At 68.5% G+C, this 20,117-nt stretch carries 15 protein-coding genes; 9 read left to right on the top strand and 6 right to left on the bottom strand.

Annotated elements, in window-relative coordinates:
* Positions 1-22: 22 nt before the first annotated feature.
* Positions 23-961, bottom strand: coding sequence for a metal ABC transporter substrate-binding protein (locus QOZ81_RS11705; protein WP_291206357.1), 939 nt, complete (start codon positions 959-961; stop codon positions 23-25).
* A gap of 61 nt (positions 962-1,022) precedes the next feature.
* Positions 1,023-2,219, bottom strand: coding sequence for a TonB-dependent receptor (locus tag QOZ81_RS11710; RefSeq protein WP_291206354.1), 1,197 nt, complete (start codon positions 2,217-2,219; stop codon positions 1,023-1,025).
* Between the two features lie 149 nt (positions 2,220-2,368).
* Between QOZ81_RS11710 and QOZ81_RS11715 the strand changes: the two genes are divergently transcribed.
* The 3 genes from QOZ81_RS11715 to QOZ81_RS11725 are packed head-to-tail and all read left to right on the top strand — an operon-like array spanning position 2,369 to position 6,133.
* Positions 2,369-3,592 carry an efflux RND transporter periplasmic adaptor subunit gene (locus QOZ81_RS11715; protein WP_291206351.1) on the top strand — a complete coding sequence of 408 codons (1,224 nt, stop codon included), beginning with the start codon at positions 2,369-2,371 and terminating at the stop codon, positions 3,590-3,592.
* Between the two features lie 4 nt (positions 3,593-3,596).
* The gene (locus QOZ81_RS11720) at positions 3,597-4,826 is read left to right on the top strand and encodes an ABC transporter permease (protein WP_291206348.1); all 1,230 of its coding nucleotides are present in this window, start codon (positions 3,597-3,599) and stop codon (positions 4,824-4,826) included.
* Positions 4,827-4,834: 8 nt separating this feature from the next.
* Positions 4,835-6,133: an ABC transporter permease gene (locus tag QOZ81_RS11725; RefSeq protein WP_291206345.1), complete on the top strand. Its 1,299-nt coding sequence runs from the start codon at positions 4,835-4,837 to the stop codon at positions 6,131-6,133.
* Between the two features lie 786 nt (positions 6,134-6,919).
* Here QOZ81_RS11725 and QOZ81_RS11730 read toward each other — a convergent pair.
* Positions 6,920-8,533, bottom strand: coding sequence for a B12-binding domain-containing radical SAM protein (locus QOZ81_RS11730; RefSeq protein WP_291206342.1), 1,614 nt, complete (start codon positions 8,531-8,533; stop codon positions 6,920-6,922).
* 115 nt (positions 8,534-8,648) lie between these two features.
* Between QOZ81_RS11730 and QOZ81_RS11735 the strand changes: the two genes are divergently transcribed.
* A complete protein-coding gene (locus QOZ81_RS11735; RefSeq protein ID WP_291206339.1) occupies positions 8,649-9,443 on the top strand; it encodes a carbonic anhydrase in 795 nt (264 codons plus the stop codon).
* 21 nt (positions 9,444-9,464) lie between these two features.
* On the opposite strand, the gene QOZ81_RS11740 is transcribed toward QOZ81_RS11735, so the two are convergent.
* On the bottom strand, positions 9,465-9,824 hold the full coding sequence (locus tag QOZ81_RS11740) for a type II toxin-antitoxin system PemK/MazF family toxin (protein ID WP_291206336.1): 360 nt from the start codon (positions 9,822-9,824) through the stop codon (positions 9,465-9,467).
* The gene (locus QOZ81_RS11745; protein WP_291206333.1) at positions 9,821-10,087 is read right to left on the bottom strand and encodes a hypothetical protein; all 267 of its coding nucleotides are present in this window, start codon (positions 10,085-10,087) and stop codon (positions 9,821-9,823) included. Before QOZ81_RS11745 ends, QOZ81_RS11740 begins: the two co-directional genes overlap by 4 nt.
* Positions 10,088-10,238: 151 nt before the next feature.
* Here QOZ81_RS11745 and QOZ81_RS11750 point away from each other — a divergent pair, with 151 nt between their 5' ends.
* Positions 10,239-11,651, top strand: a complete 1,413-nt coding sequence (locus QOZ81_RS11750; RefSeq protein WP_291206331.1) for a pyridoxal phosphate-dependent decarboxylase family protein — start codon at positions 10,239-10,241, stop codon at positions 11,649-11,651.
* A gap of 9 nt (positions 11,652-11,660) precedes the next feature.
* On the opposite strand, the gene QOZ81_RS11755 is transcribed toward QOZ81_RS11750, so the two are convergent.
* A complete protein-coding gene (locus tag QOZ81_RS11755; RefSeq protein ID WP_291206328.1) occupies positions 11,661-13,226 on the bottom strand; it encodes an ArnT family glycosyltransferase in 1,566 nt (521 codons plus the stop codon).
* A gap of 324 nt (positions 13,227-13,550) precedes the next feature.
* Here QOZ81_RS11755 and proB point away from each other — a divergent pair, with 324 nt between their 5' ends.
* The 4 genes from proB to QOZ81_RS11775 all read left to right on the top strand — a co-directional run bounded on the left by proB (position 13,551) and on the right by QOZ81_RS11775 (position 20,117).
* Positions 13,551-14,408, top strand: coding sequence for a glutamate 5-kinase (proB, locus tag QOZ81_RS11760; protein WP_291206327.1), 858 nt, complete (start codon positions 13,551-13,553; stop codon positions 14,406-14,408).
* Complete coding sequence (locus QOZ81_RS11765) at positions 14,405-15,721, top strand: glutamate-5-semialdehyde dehydrogenase (RefSeq protein WP_291206324.1); 1,317 nt, start codon at positions 14,405-14,407, stop codon at positions 15,719-15,721. The genes proB and QOZ81_RS11765 overlap by 4 nt, the downstream gene beginning before the upstream one ends.
* A 123-nt stretch (positions 15,722-15,844) precedes the next feature.
* Entirely contained in the window at positions 15,845-17,155 is a 1,311-nt protein-coding gene (locus QOZ81_RS11770; RefSeq protein WP_291206321.1) for a pyridoxal phosphate-dependent aminotransferase, read from the top strand.
* Between the two features lie 148 nt (positions 17,156-17,303).
* The gene (locus tag QOZ81_RS11775) at positions 17,304-20,117 is read left to right on the top strand and encodes a M20/M25/M40 family metallo-hydrolase (RefSeq protein ID WP_291206318.1); all 2,814 of its coding nucleotides are present in this window, start codon (positions 17,304-17,306) and stop codon (positions 20,115-20,117) included.

The raw sequence follows: 20,117 nt of genomic DNA on the forward strand, positions 1-20,117 counted from the left end.
GTCCTTCCCTTGATCGCGCGGGCTACTTTGCCTGCTGGAATGCCCTGACGAGCAGGTTCACGTCGTAGTCGAACAGCTTGATGTAGTCGCCCGTGTCCTTGTCGCCGCCCACGGAGGGCATCAGGACCACCACCTGCCCGCCCGTCTCCCGCGCTACGCTCTGGGGCGTCTTCAGGTCGAAGTAGGGCTCCACCAGGATCAGCTTCACGCCCTGGCGCTTCATGAGGGCGATGAGCTCCACCACGTGCGCCGGGCTGGGGGGGATCCCGGGGCGCGGCTCGACGTAGTCCACCACCTGCAGCCCGAAGCGCTTCACGAAGTTGGGCCAGGACTGGTGGTAGGTGACCACCTTCCGGCCCCGGTAGGGCTTCATGGCGTCATCCCAGCGGCGCTCCGCGTCGGTCAGGCGCCTCCGGAAGTCCTCGAGCCGCTGCTGGAAGTAGGCTGCGTTCCCGGGGCTCATCTGGGTGAGTTTCTGGGCCAGGCCCGTGGCGACCCGCAGGCCGTTCTTGGGATCCAGCCAGTAGTGGGGATTGCCCTGCGGGTGCACGTCCCCCATGGCCCGGGAGACCTGCGCGGTGGGGATCTCCAGGATCTCCGCGAACCGCGAGGCATCGAAGTAGCCGGGCGCGGCGGGCTGGATCTTCGGGTTCCCGCTCTGGGTGATGAGGGGTGGCAGCCAGCCGATCTCCAGCTCGAGCCCCACCACCACCACCAGGTCGGCCCGGCGCAGGTTCAGCAGGAAGCTCGGCTTGGCCTCCACGAAGTGGGGATCCTGGTACCCGCGGGCGATGGCGGTCACGCTCACCCGGTCGCCGCCCACCTCGCTGACCAGGGACCCCAGGTCCGTGGTGGCGGCGACGACGTTGAGCTTCCCGTCGGCCAGCACGGGCTGGGCGGCGAAGGCGGCCATCAGGAGGGCCATCACCAGGGATCGGCGGGTCTGCCACTGGATCTTCATCGGGTGCCTCGGGGATGCTTCAAGGGTGGGAAAGGTGCTGGCCCATCATGGCCTGGGACGATCAGAAGGGGTGGGCGCCGTGCGCTCCCAGGACGAACACCAGCTGCAGGCGCAGTTCGCTCGCATCCTGATGACCGTCGTACCGGGTGAAGCGGTACTGCCCCCGCACCTGGCTGAACTCGCTCATCCAGTAGGTCAGGAGGGCCGAGGCGCCCCGGTCCAGCTGGCTGGATTGCGCGGCCCGCTCGGACCAGTCGTACCGGCCCCCCAGGGTCCAGCGCTGGTCCAGCCGGTACTCGAGGCTCGAGTAGAAGCCGAAGGCCCGCTGCTGGACCGGCAGCTGATCGCGGCGGCTCCACACGAGCTCGGTCCGCCACAGGAGCGAGTTGTAGATCGAGCGCCGCAGCGGCTTCCAGCGGAGGCTCACGTCCACGCCGTGGAGCTTCGTCAGGAAGTCGTGCCCCAGGTCGTTGTGCCCCTGGGCGTAGGAGTAGCCGAGCTCCAGGTTCGTGTTCTCGGTCAAGTCCTCATAGCCCCGCAGGTGGCCCACGAAGCTCAGGTCGTTCTTCCGGCTGGATTTGAACAGGTCGCCTGAATCCCCGCGGAACACCTGGGCGGTGGCCTCCAGGAAGAGGTCTCCCGGCGCGGGCAGGATGCGGCTCACGGACAGCCCCATGTCGCTGATGCCGTCCTCGCCGTTCACCAGGTTCTCCGTCACCAGCGGACGGTCCGTCCAGGGCAGCGCGTGGTTGTGCGTGGCGTTCACCTTGCCGAAGGCGGCCCGCAGCTTGCCGACCCTGGCCACGAACTCCCCGGGCAGGGCCGTCAGCGTGACGAAGGCCTCCTCCACGCTGACCCCGCCATCGCCGAAGGAGAGGAACACGTCCCCCCTGGAATAGGGGTCGATGACCGACTGCAGACCCAGCTCGGCCTCGTGCATCTCCAGGCCGGGCACGGGACGCACGTCGTTGCGGCCGACCGATCCGCGGAAGTCGCCGTTCAGGCTGATGTCCGGGTTCAGGGCCTTGGCCGCCGACCCCCCGGCCCCGCCCAGCGGGGGGGCTTCCGCCCGGGGCGCGGCCTGGGCCGCCTTCAGGGCCTGCACTTCCTCTTCGAGCTTGCGAAGCCGCTCCTCCTGGGCCTTCTGCGGGTCCTCCGCCGGCTGTGGTGCAGGCGGGGACTGGGCCCGTGCCACTCCGACCGGGAGGCCCGCGGCCAACAGGAGGATCAGGGCGGCGCGGGGAAAGGCATGTGGCACGGGCGTCTTCTCCAGATGAAAGCATTTTCTAATTCAATTCAACCCTGGTCAATGGAAATAATTTTCATTTACGATCAAGAGATTCACTAAACCTTGAGCCCACCTAGGCGAAGCTTATGCATGAATTGCCCCTTGGGGAGGTCTTCGACATGAAGCGGAAGCAGCTGTGGATTCTCGGCGGGGGGCTTGCGGTCCTCCTGGTGGGCGGCGTCGCCATCGCCGGCATGCAGGAGAAGGGCCTGGCCGTGCAGGTGGCCAAGGTCGGACGGGAGAACCTCCAGTCGAAGGTCAGCGCCAACGGCAAGATCCAGGCGGTGACCAAGGCCGACATCTCAGCCAACGTGATGGGCCAGGTCACCAAACTGGCGGTCAAGGAGGGGGACCGGGTCAAGAAGGGCCAGTTCCTCATGGAGATCGACCCGCGCAGCGCCAAGGCCAGCACGGAAGCCATGCAGGCCAACCTGCAGGCCGCCCAGTCGGACCTGATCTCGGCCATGGCCAACCTGGCCCAGGCCCGCTCGGACTTCGACCGGGCCAAGGCCAACCGCGACGCCGGCATCATCTCCGCGGCCGACTTCGAGCGGGCCAAGACGGCCTTCGACACGGCCAAGGCCGCCCAGGAGACCGCCCGCCGCAGGGCGGACCAAGCCAAGGCCAACCTCAGCCAGTCCCACGTGGGTCTCCAGAACTCCACCATCACCGCGCCCATGGACGGCGTGGTCACCGCCCGCCGCATCGAGCTGGGGGAGACGGCCGTGCCCGGCATCCAGAACTCCGCCGGCACCGTGCTGGTGACGGTCTCCGACATGAGCAAGGTCGAGGCCGAGATGGAAGTCGACGAAGCCTCCATCCCCACCGTGAAGCTGGCCCAGAAGGCCCAGGTGCGCATCGACGCCTACCCCAACCAGACCTTCGACGGCGAGGTCACCGAAGTGGGCGGCAGCCCCATCCTGAAGCTCAGCGCCAACGAGGCCATCAAGTTCAAGGTCAAGGTCTGGATCAAGAACCCGCCCCTCACCATCAAGCCCGGCCTCTCCGCCCAGGCGGACATCTTCACCGGCAGCCGCGACCAGGTCCTGGCCATCCCCATCCAGTCCCTGGTGACGCGGGAGATCAAGCCCAAGGCCGGCGAGACGCTGAAGCCCGGCGCGCCCCGGGACGAGGAGGGCGTCTGGCTCTTCGACGGCCAGGGCAAGACCAAGTTCCTCCCGGTCAAGACCGGCCTCCTGGGTGACCTGAACGTGGAGGTGCTGGACGGCCTCAAGGGCGGCGAGACCGTCATCACCGGACCGTTCAGGATCCTGCGCGACCTCAAGGGCGGCGAGCTGGTCCGCGAGGACAAGAGCAAGAAGAAGGACGAGAAGAAGGGCTAGCCCCATGAACTATCAAGAGCTGTTCCGGGTGGCCCTCCGGGCCATCCGGGCCCACAAGCTCCGCAGCTTCCTGACCCTGCTGGGCATCATCATCGGCGTCACCACCATCGTGGGCGTGGTGGGGATCATCACGGGCCTGAACCGCTACGTGCAGGAGAAGGTGATCGTCCTCGCGCCCGACATGTACATCGTCACGCGCTTCGGCATCATCCGCAGCCGCGAGGAGTTCCTCCAGGCCATCAAGCGGCCCCAGCTCACCTGGGAGGAGTACCAGCGCATCAGCAGCGGCGTGCTCAGCCATGCCTCGCTGACCGCCACGCGCTCCTTCAAGACGCTCCCGGTCAGCTACGGCACCCACCGGCTGGCGGACACCTTCGTGGTGGGCAGCACCGCCAACTTCGCCCGGATCCTGAACCTGGAGACCGGTGGCAACGGCCGCTTCTTCACCGAGGGCGAGGACGAATCCGCCCAGAACGTGGCCGTCATCGGCGCCGACATCAAGGAGGAACTCTTCCCGAACCAGGATCCCATCGGCCGGATGATCCTGGTCCGCGGCCAGCCCTTCCGCGTCATCGGCCACATGGTGAAGGAGGGCAAGGGCCTCGGCATCAACCGCGACCAGCTGGTGGTCATCCCCTTCCAGGTCTACCGGAAGAACTTCTTCGCCCCCAACGATCCCCTGGACTACTTCATCAAGGCCCGCGGCGGCGTGGAGGGCCTGAGCGAATCCATCGACGAGACCCGGGCCTTCCTGCGCGCCATGCGCCACACCTCCTGGCGGGATCCCGATCCCGTGGGCTTCCTCACCCAGGACCAGCTCCAGGAGCTCTGGCGCCAGATCAGCACCGCCACCTTCGTGCTGCTCACCCTCATCGCCTCCGTGTCCCTGGGCGTGGGCGGCATCGTGATCATGAACATCATGCTGGTGAGCGTGGCGGAGCGCACCCAGGAGATCGGCGTGCGCATGGCCCTGGGGGCGCGGAAGCGGGACATCCAGCGCCAGTTCCTGCTGGAGGCCTCCCTCCTCTCCATGGCCGGCGGCGTGGTGGGCGTCCTCCTGGGCGGGGCCATCGCCCTGCTGGTCAAGGCGGCGACGGGCTTCCCCGCCCAGATCACCGTGGGCATCGTCCTGATGGGCGTGGGTCTCTCCACGGTGGTGGGGCTGCTGGCCGGCTTCCTCCCGGCCCGCCGGGCCGCCAACCTGCCCGTCATCGACGCCCTGCGGGCGGAGTAGGAGCCACCATGGCAGCCGCACGCGCCCGCTCAGCCATCCGCAGCATGGGGCTCGAGAACGTCCGCTTCGCGATGCGCTCGATCCTCGTGCAGCGCCTGCGCAGCTTCCTGACCCTGCTGGGCATCGTCTCCGGCGTCGCCACGGTCATCGCCATGGTGAGCTTCGTCGCGGGCTTCAACGACGCCATCACGGGCGCCTTCTCCAGCTTCGGCACCACCCTGGTGCAGTACCAGAAGTACGAGCCCCGCTTCGGCGGCGGCCCCACGGGCCCCCCAGAAGAGCAGCGCAAGCGCCGCGACCTGACCCTGGAGGACGCCCAGGCCCTGAAGCGCCTGAACACCCTGGCCGCGGCGGTGAGCCCCGAGCGCTACCTCAACCTGCCCGGCCTCGCCGCCTCCACCACCTTCAAGAACCGGAAGGGCAAGGAGGCCAACGGCCCCACCCTGGCCGGCGTGGTGCCCGACTACGCCCCGGCCAACAATGCGAGCATCACCGATGGCCGTTTCTTCGGGGATGCCGACGTCAGCCACTCGGCACGGACCGCCGTCGTCGGACCGGACGTGGCCGACGCCCTCTGGTTCCACCGCGATCCCATCAACCAGGAGCTGCTCATCAACGGCGTGGCCTTCCGGGTCATCGGCCTGCTCGAGAAGCGGGGCTCCTTCCTGGGCGGCAGCGCGGACAACATCGTGTGCATCCCCTTCAGCACCTTCGACGAGATGTTCCCGGACGTGAAGAACAGCAACGGGGACACCATCCACATCGCCACGATCCCCAGGGATCCCAAGGAACAGCAGGCCATGACGGACCAGGGCATCTCGATCCTGCGCACCCGGCGGGGCCTGAAGGCCAAGGAACCCAACGACTTCGCCATCTTCACCAGCGAGGGCCAGCTGGAGACCTTCCGGGCCATCACCGGCGGCATCGCCGGGGCCATGATCCTCATCGCGGGCATCGCCCTGCTGGTGGGCGGCGTGGGCGTCATGAACATCATGCTGGTGAGCGTCACCGAGCGCACGCGCGAGATCGGCGTGCGCAAGGCCCTGGGCGCCACCCGCAAGGACATCGCCATGCAGTTCCTGGTGGAGGCCATCACCCTCACCGGCGTGGGCGGCGCCATCGGCATTGCCGTGGGCCTGGGCATCGCCATGCTGGTGCGCCTCGTCTTCGACTTCCCCGCCGCCGCCCCCCTCTGGAGCATCGCCCTCGGCTTCGGCGTCAGCACGGCCGTAGGGCTGATCTTCGGGCTGTGGCCCGCGCTGAAGGCTGCCAAGCAGGATCCGATTGAGGCCCTTCGCTACGAGTAGCTTCTTCCAACGCCCGTGGGCCAGCGCCTGGGCGCTCGCCTTCGGCTCGACGCACGGCGCCCAACCCACGATTGGATGCCCCCGCATGGGGCATCCTCCCGATTCAGTCGGGCATTGCCCCCCTGAATCGGAGTGGGACCTTCCCCCGCGAACGGACGCGCCTCCGGCGCGTCCTCCCACTCGGCCTGCGCTTCGCTTGGCCTCGCGGAGCGGGTCCCGCGGCCCGCGCTGAAGGCTGCCAAGCAGGATCCCATCGAGGCTTTGCGGTACGAGTAATATCAACAAATATCCAAGGCAAATGGAAACCTGGTTGTCGGCCTTGCTCTGCTTCCTGTATGGCCTTTAATGCCTCCACGAAGAACACGAAGAATAGAAGCTCACGCGGAGCCGCGGAGACCGCGGGATTGAATGCGCATGCGAATTCTCTCAGCGCCCTCTTCGCCCTCAGCCGTGAGAGCTAACCGCGAATGACGCGAATCGCCCTGCGGGCGCGCGAATGGCGAACGGACATTCTTCCGCCTCCTCTCACGGGGCGGATTCACCGGCTCTTGAAGGCCGGCGGCACCGTCCCGTGAGCGGCCAGCCGCGCAAAAACGCGGCTGGGGGCCGAAGGCCCAGGCGGCCTATCCCCGCTGTTTTCGCGCCCATTCGCGTCATTCGCGGTTCCATGCTTTCAGCCCAAGTGGAGCCCCGTCCCCAGGGGCATGGGATCCGCGGTGAGACGGCATTTCCACAAATCCCGGAAGATCCTTTCCTCATTCCACATGAATTTGTAAATTGCCTCAATCACTGCACTCGGAGAATCAACTCTCCGTCAACAAGCGCGAACTCGACCTCGCAGGGCATGGCCTCCACGCTGAAGGCCAGCTCTTCCAGCCGCGTGGTTCCCTCCTCGATCTGGGCCATGAGCGCCCTGGGATCGTGGTGGAAGGAGACGCGTCGGACAGCTGCTGCTTCGTCGCTGGGCTCGTCCATCAAGGCCGAGGAATAACTGAAGCAGGCGATCACGTCCGCGGCCAGATCGCCCAGCAGGCGGTCGCCCCGCGCTTCGAAGAGGGACCGGAAGAAGCCGCGCTGGGTCTCGATGGGCGCGGCCTCGGGGTGGGCCTCCAGCCACGCGGCGAAGGCTTCGAAGACCTCGGATGGCCTCAGCTCCAGCGGCTCCAGCAGCATGCCGAACCAGGGCACGGCCCGGCCCTGGTTGTAGAGGGCGTCGCAGCCTTTGGCAATGCGGCCGGCCTGATCCATGTCCGCGGCGCTGAAGCTGGGCGAGCTGAGCACGCGGTAGGGGTTGTGGGCCTCGTGCCGCAGCTGGAGCCCGGCGGCCGTCTCGGCCAGGCGCGTGCCCGGGAGCACCGAGAGGCGGAAGACGTCGAGGTGGTTGGGCACCAGGCCCATGGCGAAATCCACGCTTTCCCGGAACCCCTCGAGGGTGTCGCCGGGAAGCCCGTAGATGAGGTCGAAGCCGTAGGGCACGCCGGCCTGGTGCAGCAGGAGGATCTTGGCCTCGAAGTCCTCCGGGTCGAAGCTCCGGCTGATGTTCCGGAGCACGTCATCGTGGGCGCTCTGCAGGCCGATCTGCAGGGTGCAGCGGATGGCCGCGAAGAGCCCGGCCATCTCCCGATCCAGGAACTCGCTGCGGACCTCGAAGAAGAAGTGGGTGCCGGGGGCCTTGGCCGCGATGAGCCGCAGCACCTGCTTGGCCTGGACCTTGTGGTAGTTGAAGGTGGGATCGAGGACGAAGACCTCGCGGATGCCCCGGGCCTCGAACAGGTCCAGTTCCGCCTCCACCCGGGCCAGGGGGATCCGGCGTGTGCCCGCCGTGCCCCGGGCCTCGAAGCAGAAGTCGCAGGTGAAGGGACAGCCCCGGGAGAGCTCCCAGAGCGCCCCGCCATAGTCCTCGGGGCGCAGGGTGCCATCCAGGTAGGGCGAGGGCAGGTCCGTCAGGTCCTTCACCGGCCGGGGCCGCGCCCACTCGGCGAGGGCCCGGGGCGGGTCCCCCTGGAGGAGGCGCCCCATGGCCTCGACGAGGATCTCCTCGCCCTCTCCCGGCAGCACGAAGTCCATGGACGGGTCCGCCAGGACGCCCGCGACATCCGCCGTGGCCTCGGCCCCGCCGGCAAAGATGACGATGTCCGGCCGGTTGGCCTTCAGGCGGGCGGCGATCTCCAGGGTCTGGCTGCGGTTCCAGACATACATGGAGAACCCCACCAGATCCGGATCGCTGGCCAGGATCCGCGCGGCGCAGGCCGCGGCCGGCTCGGTCACGAAGGCATCCACCACCCGGGTCTGGATCACCTCCCCGAAGGCGCCCCGGAGCACCGAGGCCAGCATGGCCGGCCCCAGGGGCAGGGCCCGGGGGGAGGGTTCGATGTGGATCGCCACCAGGGCCAGCTTCATGATTCCGCCTGGCTAGCAGCCTATCCTCCTGCTGCGGGCGGGGTGGCAGCTTTCCCTGCCGCGACTCATGCCCCTGGATCTCTGCTCCGATCCAGAGGGGGCCCCTGGAGCTCCCATGCGACTGCTGCCCCTGATCCTCGCCACCACCACCTTCGTCCTGCCCGCCGACGAACATGCGACCCCGGCAGCCAAGGCCAAGCCGAAGGCCGCGGTCCAGGCCCAGGCCTCCACCCCGGCGGCCCACGGCCCGGCCCCCGCCGCCGATGCGCCGGACAGCCCCAGCGCGGCCCTCGCCGAGCTCAGCGCCGGCAATGCCAGGTTCGTGGGCGGAAAGCGCGTCCGCACCCTGGACACCGGCCATGACGCGGCCATGCGCGCGGCCCTGGTGGGCGGGCAGGCGCCCTTCGCCGTGGTCATCACCTGCTCGGATAGCCGGGTACCCGACGCCCTCCTCTTCGACCAGGAGGCGGGGCGCCTCTTCACCATCCGCGAAGCCGGCAATGCGCCGGACCTGCAGGGCATCGCCTCGGCCGAGTACGCCGCCGAGCACCTGGGCTCCAAGCTCATCGTCGTCATGGGCCACACCAGCTGCGGCGCCGTGAAGGCCGTGCGCGAGGCCAACGGCAAGTCCCTGCCCGGCAACCTCTGGGCCCTGCAGGCGGGCATGGCGGGCCTGCTGGAGAGCACGCCCCAGGATCCCAACGAGGACGCCAAGGGACACCTCGGCCGGCTGGAGGAGGCCAATGCCCGCCGCCAGGCCCAGGCCATGCTCGACCGCTCCGCCCTGCTGCGGGACCTCGCCGCCGCCGAGAAGCTCTGGATCGTGCCCGCCCTCTACAACCTGGCCAGCGGCAAGGTGCAGTTCTTCAAACCGATCGCGGTGGTTCCCGTGCCGCAGGCGCACCACTAGCAAAATCGCTTTGCGATTTTGCTAGAAATCCAGAACGGCTGAGAGAGCCTCGGCCAAAGCCTTCATCTGGACCGGCGTGGCCTTGCCGAGGCGCTTGGTCAGCCGGGACTTGTCCACGGTGAAGATCTGGGTGGCGTTGGCCCAGGAATCCGCAGGGAGGCCATTCTCCTTCCCCTTTGGGATCGGGACGTAGAAGGCATAGGCGCGCCCCTGCGTCGTGAGCGGCACCACCACGGTGGTGCGGGCGCCCTCGGCATGGTTGCCGAGATCGGACTGGATGATGAGGCCGGGCCGGAAGCCACCCTGCTCCGAGCCCCGCCGCGGGTTCCAGTCCAGCAGCCAGATCTCGCCCCGGCTGCACTTCTGGAAATCACTGGTCATTTGGCCTTCCGCGACTTGTAGCTCCGCCGACGCGGCTCCGCCGCCACCTCGGCCTGAGCCGCAAACGCGTAGGCCACGTCTTGGGCTTCGCCATCCCTGCCGTAGGCCGCCCAATCCGCCGCCAGCTTCCGCCGCGCAGCCATCGCCTGCTCTCGGCGCACCAGCTCCGCCAGCCAGCCATTCACGCTCATGGCCTGGGCTTCCGCCACCTCCCGCAGGAAGCGGCCCAGGTCATCGTCGAGGCGGAGCGTGGTGCTGAACATGATCTCCTCTGAATGGGTGGGGCGATGGTACATGCTTTGAAATCATTTTATGATTTCAAAGTTCGAAAGCAAGCCCTGGATCGGGCGGCCCCCTTCATGCTTTTCACCTAACCAGATCGCGCAGCGATCTGGTTCCGGCACAATGATCGGCATGGACGCCCAAGAATTCCGCCGCCTCGGTTACCAGCTCGTGGATTGGATCGCGGACTACCGCGAAGGCCTGGAGCGCCTGCCGGTCATGAGCCAGGTGAAGCCCGGCGAGGTCCGGGCCGCCTTCCCGGATCACCCGCCCCTGCACGGGGGCCGGATGGATGTGGCGCTGGCCGCCCTGGAACGGGACGTGATGCCCGGCATCACCCACTGGAACCACCCCTCCTTCTTCGCCTACTTCCCCAGCAACACCAGCTACAGCTCGATCCTCGGCGACCTGGCCGCCTCGGGCATCGGCGCCCAGGGCATGAGCTGGCAGACCAGCCCCGCCGCCACCGAGGTCGAAGAAGTGGTCATGGACTGGCTGCGCCAGATGGTGGGCCTGAGCCCGGGCTTCACCGGCGTCATCCACGACACCGCCAGCACCGCCACCTTCACCGCCCTGCTCTGCGCCCGGGAGAAGGTCTCGGGTTACGCGCAGGACACTGAGGGATTGCAGAGTGGCGAGGCACCCCTGGTGGTCTACGCCTCGGACCAGGGCCACAGCTCCATCGAGAAAGCCGCGCTGCTGGCGGGCTTCGGCCGCAGCTTCCTGCGCCTGATTCCCACGGACGAGCACCACGCCATCCGCATGGATCTCCTGACGGCGGCCATCGAGAAGGACCTCGACATCGGGCTGCGGCCCTGCGCCCTGGTGGCGGCCGTGGGCACCACGGGCACCACGGCCATTGACCCCGTGGCCGCCATGGCGGATCTCGCGGAAAAGCACGGTCTGTGGCTACACGTGGACGCCGCCCTCGCCGGCACGGCCATGGTGCTGCCCGAGTGCCGCTGGATGTGGGAAGGGGTGGAGCGGGCCGACAGCCTCGTCTTCAACCCCCACAAGTGGATGGGCGTGGGTTTCGATCTCAGCGCCTACTACGTGCGCGATCCCCAGCACCTCATCCGCGTCATGAGCACCAACCCCAGCTACCTGCGCACCGCCCAGGACGGCCAGGTGAGCAACTTCCGCGACTGGCACATCCAGCTGGGCCGCCGCTTCCGGGCGCTGAAGCTGTGGTTCTACCTCATGGACGTGGGCGTGGAGGGCCTGCAGGCCCGCCTGCGCCGGGACCTGGAGAACGCCCAGTGGCTCAAGGCGCAGGTGGACGCGGCCCCCGACTGGGAGCGTCTGGCGCCCGTGCCCCTGCAGACCGTGTGCCTCCGGCATCGCAAACCTGGCCTCGATGAAGCGGCCCTCGCCACCCACAACCTCGAGCTCGCCCGCCGCGTGAACGACAGCGGCAAGGCCTATCTGACGCCTTCCATGCTCAAGGGAACCCAGATGCTGCGCGTGAGCATCGGTGCCGAGGCCACCGAGCGGCGGCATGTGGAAGCACTGTGGGAGGGCCTGCGGGTGGCCGCACAGGCTTGAGGCACGACCTCAATTCCAGTGCTTCAACGTCGGCCACAGTCCACGGATGGACACCTTAGGTTTCCGGCACAGGTAGATGGGCCGGTTCTCCTCCTCCATGCCCCAAGGGTGATGGTGCACGGCGGCCACCTGCACCGATTCGAAGACCCGTGACAGTCCCTCATCGCAGCCCAGGCAGATGTAGGTCGAATAATCCCGCTCCGGCGGGGCCCACAGCGAGTGGGCCTGGTGGGCGCAGATGGCCCGGGGGAGCCCACGGACGGGCCCCAGGTGGTTGATGGCCCCGGCCTCGCCGTAGTTGGCGGCGTAGATGGCAGTGTTGGCGCGCTCCTCAGGGGTCAGCGAATGATAGATCTGCGCCACTTCATCTGCGAGTTCGGGCCAGCCGAACTGGTCACTCAGGCGCTGGTCCAACGGCCCTTCGTGGTGGACTTCCAGCTTGTCGGCCTTGAGCCCGATGGCTTGCTGGTAGGCCAGCAACTGGCCCGGAGACAGCAAGGGAAGCAGGGCGGGGATGAGCACCGCCGTCACCGCGACGACCGCGGTGAGCAGCGTCGCCTTGGGCCACAGCCGGCCGCGGCTCCAGGCCTGCCTGGCCAGCCAGTCCTCCACGGCGACGGCACCAGCCGCGAACAACATGGGGTAGATGGCCGCCAGATAGTAGTCCTTGGCGTGAAGCCCCATCATCAGCGCCAGCATGCCCAGGTAGAGGAGGCCCAGCACCCGGAGCCGGGATTGACGGCCGAACAGCAGGGAACAGAGCCCGGCGAACCAGATGGGGAAGAGCAGCGGGTGGAGGATCTGGATCTGCTGGCGGATGAAGGCCCATGGCCCGAGCACCACGTTCTTCCCCAGGCGCCGGATGTTGGCCATGTCCTCCAGCAATGGGTAGCCGTGGCGGATCTGCCAGAGCAGTGTCGGAAGGAAGATCAGCATCGCGAGGAACCCAGCCGCCCAGAACCAGGGCCTCCGCAGCTCCCGTCGCAGGGGTGTCAAGAGGATGGCGACGAGCGCCGCGAGTCCAAAGACCAGCATGGCGTATTTGTTCTCGAGACCCAGGCCGGCCAGCACGCCAAACCAGAGCCATAGGCGGGAGTTCCCGGTCCGCACGATCTCGATGACCACCGCGACGCAGCCCATCCAGAACAGCGGCTCGAAGGCACCCACGCAGAGGATGCTGTCCATGCCGAGGAAGACCGGCACGCCCAGAATGCAGAGGCCTGTCAACAGCTGGGCGAAGCGGCCGCCGCCCAGCTGCCGCGCCAGCACCATGCTCAGCGCCACCGTGCCCGCCCCCGCCAGGGCGGGCAGCAGGCGCACGACGGGTAGGGATCCGCCCAGCCACGACGCGACCTTGGCGTAGCCCGCAATCAGCGGCGCGTCATCCACATAGCCCCAGCCCATGTGCCGGGCGCAGTCCAGGAAGTACAGCTCGTCACGGAAGAACCCATAGGCGTTGCTGGAGAGGAGATGCAGCAGCAGCTTGAGACCCACCAGCAGGCCAAGCAGACGCCAGTCCCAAGGCTGGACGGTCCACCGGCTCGTTTCCAGGGTCGAATCCTGACGATCACTCAAACCGGTGGCTCCTTCGGGTTGGACGCGGGCGTGCGGGGGCTTCGTGGAAGGGCCGTCAGAAGTTTAGTGCCATTCTGCGACATGCCCCCACTTCACGATGAGTCCCTGCGCATGAAACGCCAGCGGACGCCATTCGGCCCTTGTGCCGACAGGCATCCTGCGCCCACAATGGCTCCACCATGAAGTCCACCCAGAATCTCATCCCGCGCCCTGGCCACCCCATTCCGGCGGCCGGGGGATTGCAGGTCTGAACGAGCATCAGGACCTCCCGCCCTCCCGCCCCCGACCCGCCGTGATCGGGGGTTTTTCTTTCGGCAGGTTTCCATGAACCATCCTTCGAAGGCCTCCCCTGAACCCCTGCAGCGTGTCGGCCTGGCCAGCGCACAGCGGATCGTGCTGAAGCTTGGCACCCAGGTCGTGCTGGATGGCGAGGGCAGGCCCGCCCTCAGCCGCCTCTACGGGCTCATGGAGACCGTGGCGGAGCTCCGCCGCCGGGGCGCCCAGCCCGTGCTGGTGTCCTCCGGGGCCGTGGGGCTCGGGGCCCGGCAGCTGGGCATCCGTCCCGAGAGCCTGTCCCAGAAGCAGGCCTGCGCGGCGGCTGGCCAGGGCCAGCTCATGTCCATCTACCAGGAGGGCTTCGCCCGCATGGGGCTCTGCGCCGCCCAGGTGCTGCTCACCGAGGACGACTTCGCCGATCCCGTCCGTCACGCCAACCTCCGGCGCACGCTGGAGACGCTGCTGGAGCTGGGCGCCATCCCCGTGCTCAATGAGAACGACACCGTCTCCACCCTGGAGCTGGAACGCCCGGATCCCGGCCACACGCCCATCTTCAGCGACAACGACCACCTCTCGGCCCTGGTGGCCACGCATCTGGAGGCGGACCTGTTGATCCTGCTGTCGGACGTGACGGCCCTGCACACCGCCAACCCCGGCCTCGACCCCGATGCCACCCCCCTGACCGAGGTCCCCTTCGGCGCCGACCTGCGGGCCAACCTGGAGGGCGGCTCCGACCGCGGCCGGGGCGGCATGGTCAGCAAGGTGGAGGCGGCCCGCGCCGCCGCCCGGGCGGGGGTTCCCGTGGTGCTGGCCTCGGGACTCGCCGTCCACATCCTGGCCCGGATCCTCTCAGGCGAATCCGTGGGCACCCTCTTCCTCGCCGCACCCAGGGGAGGCCGGTCATGACCACGGCAAGCACCGATCCCGAGGCCATCCACCGCATGGCGCAGGCCGCCCGCGAGGCCTCGCGGCGCCTGGCGACCACCCCCTCCGGGCTGCGCTCCGGCGTGCTCCTGCGCCTGGCTCAGGAGCTGGGCCGGCGCGCCGAGGAGATCCTCTCGGCCAACGCCCAGGATGTCCGCGCGGCGGCGGGCCTCATCGACTCGTCGGCCCTCGAGCGCCTGAAGCTGGACGCCGTCAAGCTCGACGCCATGGCAAAGGGCGTCCGCGCCGTGGCGGACCTGCCGGATCCCCTGCATCAGGTCCAGCTGCGGCGCGAGCTCGACGCGGGGCTCGAGCTCACCCGGGAAAGCTGTCCCCTGGGCGTGCTGTGCGTCGTCTTCGAGTCGCGGCCCGATGCCCTCATCCAGATCAGCGCCCTGGCCCTGAAGAGCGGCAACGCCGTGCTGCTCAAGGGCGGCAGCGAGGCCCGCCACTCCAATGCGGCGCTGCTCGCCGCGGTGCAGGCCGCCCTGCGGGACACGGGCATTCCCGAAGCCGCCGTGCAGGGCCTGCCGGATCGCGCGGCGGTCGCTGTGCTCCTGCAGCGCCCGGACCTGGTGGACCTGGTCATCCCCCGCGGCTCCCGGGAGCTGGTCCTGAGCCTCCAGGCCGCCACCCGCATTCCCGTGCTGGGCCACGCGGACGGGCTGTGCCACATGTTCCTCGACGCGGCCGCGGACACCGCCATGGCCGTGGCCCTGGTGCGGGATGCCAAGCTGCAGTACCCCTCCGCCTGCAATGCCGTGGAGACCGTGCTGATCCACCGTGAAGCGGCGGCCCGGCTGCTGCCCGCCCTGGTGGCGGATCTCGCTCCCCGGGGCGTGGAGCTGCGCGGCTGCCCGAGCTGCTGCGAGCTGATCCCCGCCATCGCGCCCGCCACCGACGCTGACTGGGATGCCGAGTACGGCATGCCCATCCTGGCCATGAAGGTGGTGGCTGACCTCGACGAGGCCCTAGCCCACATCCGCGCCCACGGCAGCGGCCACACCGAGGCCATCGTCACCGAGGACGCCGCCATCGCTGCCCGCTTCCTGGCCGAGGTGGACGCGGCGGGCGTCTTCCACAATGCCTCGACCCGCTTCGCCGATGGCTTCCGGTACGGCTTCGGGGCGGAGGTCGGCATCAGCACCGGACGCCTCCACGCCCGCGGACCGGTCGGCCTGGAGGGCCTGCTCAGCTACCGCTACCTGCTCCGGGGCTCGGGGCAGCGGGTCGAGGACTATGCGGGGCCCGCCGCCCGCCCCTTCACGCACCGCGATCTCATTCCTGACGCATAAGGTTCATTTATCAATTCATAAGGTTCTATAACTTTGAGCCGAGAACCTGAACTGCTAGCCTTAACCAATGCTTGTCGCCCCCGGGTTGCCGCAGGGGCGGCATTTTTCGTATCGGGAGGTACCGTGGCTGCCCTTCTCTCTCCTGAAACGCCCGCCTTCGCCGTGCCCGAGACGAACCTCGTCCCGGTGGGCGACCACCTGGGGAAGATGATGGCCATCCCGGCCTCGCGCATGTTCCTCATCAACAAGTCGCTGAAGGTCTTCCAGGAGAAGCAGCCCGGCGTGCCCATCTTCGACGCCAGCCAGGGCGACGGCGGCGCCTCGCTGCCCGGCGTGCCCGAGGCCCTGCTGGACCGTGCCTTCGAGCTGCAGAAGCAGCACGGTACCGCCTACGACATGCCCTTCGGCACCGAGGCCTACCGCAAGGCCGTGGCCGAAAGCTACTGGAAGCTGGCTCCCGACACCGGCTGGGGCACGGCCAACGTCATCGGCACCCAGGGCGGCCGCGATGGCCTGCAGAAGGCCTACCAGGCGATGATGGCCCTGGGCCACGGCCGCCAGGGCGACGTGGTGGTCGTGAGCCGCGTGCCCTGGATCAGCTACAACTGGGGGCCGTACGGCATCGGCGCCAACGTGATGTGGGCCCCGGGCCGCGCCGAGGAGGGCTGGGCCTATTCCGAGGACGGCCTCCGTGCCTGCGTCACCGAAGCGGCCAAAACCGGCCGCAAGGTGGCGGGCCTCGTCATCACCAGCCCGGACAATCCCACGGGCCAGACGCTTACCCTGGAACGCCAGATCACCCTGGCACGGACCGCCCTGGAAGCCGGTGTGGCCTTCGTCCTCTTCGACTGGATGTACCACGCCGTGGGCGATGGCGAGCCCTATGACGTGAACGCGCTGCTGCGGGCCTTCGAGCCCGAGCTGCGCAAGCGCCTCATGGTGCTGGACGGCATCACCAAGAGCCTGGGCGGGTCCAACATCCGCAACTGCCACCTGCTGGCGGACGCCGAAGTGGTGAAGACCATCGTGGCCCAGGCCTCGCACACGGTGATCCCCTCCTTCTTCAGCCTGGCCGTGGCCATGGCCGCCTACGAGCAGGGGTTCGCCGCTGCCAGCGCGCCCATCGCCGAGCCCTGCCGCGCCAGCCGCGCCTGGCTGCGCGAGTTCCTGAAGACCCAGGGACTCACCCACATCATCGGCCAGGGCTACTACGCCTTCATCAACGTGGCCGCGGGCCTGAAGGCCAAGGGCTGGGCCGACAGCGAGCCCCTGGGCCAGCATTTCGCCGAAAACCACGGCGTGGCCGTGGTGCCGGGCGCCTTCTTCAGCCCCTACGGCGGCGAGTGGATCCGCTTCTCCTACGCCACCCCCGTCGAGCGCACCCAGGGCGCAGCTACACGATTGATCGAGGCCCTTAAAGAACTTGGGAGATGAGAATGAAGAAGGTCTAACCGCAGATGTCGCAGATTGCGCAGATGAAAAGCCAAGGAACTTATCTGCGCCATCTGCGGTTAAAAAAAATCAGTTTTCTTCTTTGAGTCTCTGAGGAAAACACCCCTCAGCTGATTGATCCGGAGTCCCCGTGTTCGACTTGAACGCCTTTGTCGAGAAGTTCCAGCTGGCGCGCCAGACGGCGCTGGAGACCCGTCCCTCGGGTGGCCTCTGCGGGCTGGAGCTGGAGTGGAACCTGGTGGATCCGCAGTTCCGGCCGCTGCTCACCGTGGGCACGGGGCCCGACCACATGTCCTTCGTGGACCACCTGCGCTCCAAGGTCCTGTCTCCCTGGACGGAGGAGTACCACCAGCTCGAAGTCTTCCACTGGATGATCGAGTGGGTGACCAAGCCCTACCACACGCCGCGGGGGGCGGTGTACGAGGGCCGCCTGCTGGAGGGCGCGCTCATCAATGCCCTGGCCAAGGCCGGCCGCAGCTTCGGGGAGCCGCTCCACTACTGGCACGGCAACCTGCTCGTGCTGCCCAAGATCGGACCCGACTGCGTGCCCGAGTCCTGGCACCTGGCCAAACGGCGCTACCTGCAGCGCTGCGTGGACATGTACGGCACCGAGCTGGCCACGGCCGGCACCCACTCGAACCTGAGCCTGCCCGAGCCCATGCTGGCCTGGGACTTCATGCACCTGCCCACCAGCGAGCGGGGCGACACGCACCTGGACGACTACAAGAACCGTATCTACATCACGGGCACCCGGCTCATGCGCGCCTTCGCCGCGCTCTTCATCGCCACCAGCGCGAGCACGCCGCTGCAGGCTTCAGAGGAGGACGGCAAGCCCGTGGTGCGCCTCACGCCCTACGAATCCGTGCGCAACCTCACCTTCCCCAACCCGCCCGCCCTGGACGTGCCGGACCTGAACCGCAGCCATGCCGACTACCTGCGCCTGTCCTACGACCTGGTCCGCAGCGGCGTGCGCTTCGGCAACAACAACTGGATCCCGGTCCGCGCCCGTTCCCAGGCGGAGCCCGTGGAACGGCTCATCCAGGTCACCAGCGACCAGCTGCACGACATCTACGCCCGGGGCCTCTTCGCCGCGGGGCAGACCCGCAACGTGGAGGACATGGCGGCCCAGATCGAGCGGCAGAACCTCTTCGCCCGCATCGACCTGCCCATGGCCCGCGTGGAGGTGCGCACGGACGATCCCGGCCACGACCTGGCCCTGGACGTCGCCAACCTCACGCTGAAGCACCTGCTGCTGCTGCGCTTCTACGCGGACCCCGACTTCGCCCGCGGCTTCCGCTACGACGCCGAGGACATCAAGCGGGCCCGCCGCAACGAGGAGCTGGCCGCCAAGGAGGGCCTGCGCGGCGTCATCGAGGATCCCCTCACGGCCAAGCCCGTCTCCCTGTCCGCCTTCCTGGACTGGACCCTCCTCCAGATGCGGCCCCTGGCCGAGGCCCTGGGCCTCTGGGACGACCTCCAGCCCCTGCGGGAGCTGGCGGCCGGCGCCCCCAGCACCGCCGAGCGCATCCGCCAGACCCTGAAGGCCAAGCTCGGCACCTCGGACATCGTGCCCCCGGCCCTGCTGGTGGAGCTGGCGGAGGCTCGCAAGCTCCGGGTGCGCGACGAGGTGGAGACCATCACCGCCCACCTGGCGGACCTCGGCGACGAAGAGGGCAAGCTGCGGGACTTCGTGGAGCATGCCCGCGACGAGGTGACCCTGGATCCCCAGGCCCCCGTCCGCTTCCAGCCCCGGCCCGAGTCCCTGGTGGACGCGGACTATCCCGACAAGACCACCGAGGTGGTGGCCCTGTCCCAGCGCCTGGTGCGCATCCCCAGCGTCACGGCCTGCCCCGAGGAGCGGCTGCCGGAGGTCCACCGCGCCGCCACCTTCGTCTACGACTACCTCCGCAACCACGGCGTGCCCGTGCGCACCTTCGACCAGGGGCCCTTCCCCGCCGTGCTGGCCCACTTCCCCGGCGGCGAGAAGGCCCCGGCCATGCTCTGCGGCCACTTCGACGTGGTGGAGCCCGAGCCGGACGACACCCAGTTCGAGCCGAGGATCCAGGGTGACTACCTGTACGGCCGCGGCGCCGCCGACATGAAGACCGTGGTGTCCACCTACCTCGTCTGGATGAAGGACACGCTCAGGAAGGGCGCGCCCTACCCGCCCATCAACCTGCTGCTGGTGGGCAACGAGGAGAACGGCGAGCTGGAGCCCATGGGCACGCCCCACGTGCTGAAGGTCCTCAAGGACGAGTGGGACTACGAGCCCTCCTTCTTCATCGCGGGCGAGCGTACCGGCGAGAAGGGCACCGAGCTCTGGGGCGAGGTCTGCACCCAGAACCGCGGCGTCCTGCGCTTCGAGCTCATCGCCCACGGCACCCGCGGCCACAGCGGCCTGGCCGGCGGCAGCGACCTCACCGAGCGCCTGCTCAGCGCCCGCGAATCCCTGCGCGAGCTCTTCGCCAAGCACCTGACCCTGAAGGCCGCCGATGGCTGGCAGTCCCTGGCCCGCTTCGCCTACATCCAGGTGGGCACGCCCGGCATCTACAACATCACGCCGGACCGCGGCTCCCTGGGCGTGGAGATCCGCGCCATCCCCCAGGACGACGTCTCGAGGATGCGCGCCGAGATCGAGGCCCTGGCCGCCGAGCTGCAGCTGGAGTTCCTGCCCTCCGCCTGGGAACCCGGCGTGGCCTGCGATCCCGAGAACCCGTACCTCAAGGCCCTGCTGGCGGGCATCACCACCGCCGGAGGCGACGTGCGCATCGGCCGCAAGGGCGCCGGCACCTCCGCCCGCTTCGCGCCTGGTGGCCAGGCCGTGGTGTGGGGTCAGACGGGCATCGGCCCCCACGCGGCCAACGAGCGCCACTACATCCCCAGCATCGACCCGTACTACCGGGCCCTGGAGTCCTTTGCCGCCGAGGCGAGTAGACTGCGCTGA

The sequence above is a fragment of the Geothrix sp. genome (assembly GCF_030219325.1).
Lineage (GTDB): Bacteria > Acidobacteriota > Holophagae > Holophagales > Holophagaceae > Geothrix.

Bases quoted from the DNA above. Each gene is read 5' to 3' on its own strand.
- QOZ81_RS11750 (WP_291206331.1), top strand. From the start codon at position 10,239: ATGGACGCCCAAGAATTCCGCCGCCTCGGTTACCAGCTCGTGGATTGG.
- QOZ81_RS11715 (WP_291206351.1), top strand. From the start codon at position 2,369: ATGAAGCGGAAGCAGCTGTGGATTCTCGGCGGGGGGCTTGCGGTCCTC.
- QOZ81_RS11765 (WP_291206324.1), top strand. From the start codon at position 14,405: ATGACCACGGCAAGCACCGATCCCGAGGCCATCCACCGCATGGCGCAG.
- QOZ81_RS11725 (WP_291206345.1), top strand. From the start codon at position 4,835: ATGGCAGCCGCACGCGCCCGCTCAGCCATCCGCAGCATGGGGCTCGAG.
- proB (WP_291206327.1), top strand. From the start codon at position 13,551: ATGAACCATCCTTCGAAGGCCTCCCCTGAACCCCTGCAGCGTGTCGGC.
- QOZ81_RS11730 (WP_291206342.1), bottom strand. From the start codon at position 8,533: ATGAAGCTGGCCCTGGTGGCGATCCACATCGAACCCTCCCCCCGGGCC.
- QOZ81_RS11740 (WP_291206336.1), bottom strand. From the start codon at position 9,824: ATGACCAGTGATTTCCAGAAGTGCAGCCGGGGCGAGATCTGGCTGCTG.
- QOZ81_RS11705 (WP_291206357.1), bottom strand. From the start codon at position 961: ATGAAGATCCAGTGGCAGACCCGCCGATCCCTGGTGATGGCCCTCCTG.
- QOZ81_RS11745 (WP_291206333.1), bottom strand. From the start codon at position 10,087: ATGTTCAGCACCACGCTCCGCCTCGACGATGACCTGGGCCGCTTCCTG.
- QOZ81_RS11720 (WP_291206348.1), top strand. From the start codon at position 3,597: ATGAACTATCAAGAGCTGTTCCGGGTGGCCCTCCGGGCCATCCGGGCC.
- QOZ81_RS11735 (WP_291206339.1), top strand. From the start codon at position 8,649: ATGCGACTGCTGCCCCTGATCCTCGCCACCACCACCTTCGTCCTGCCC.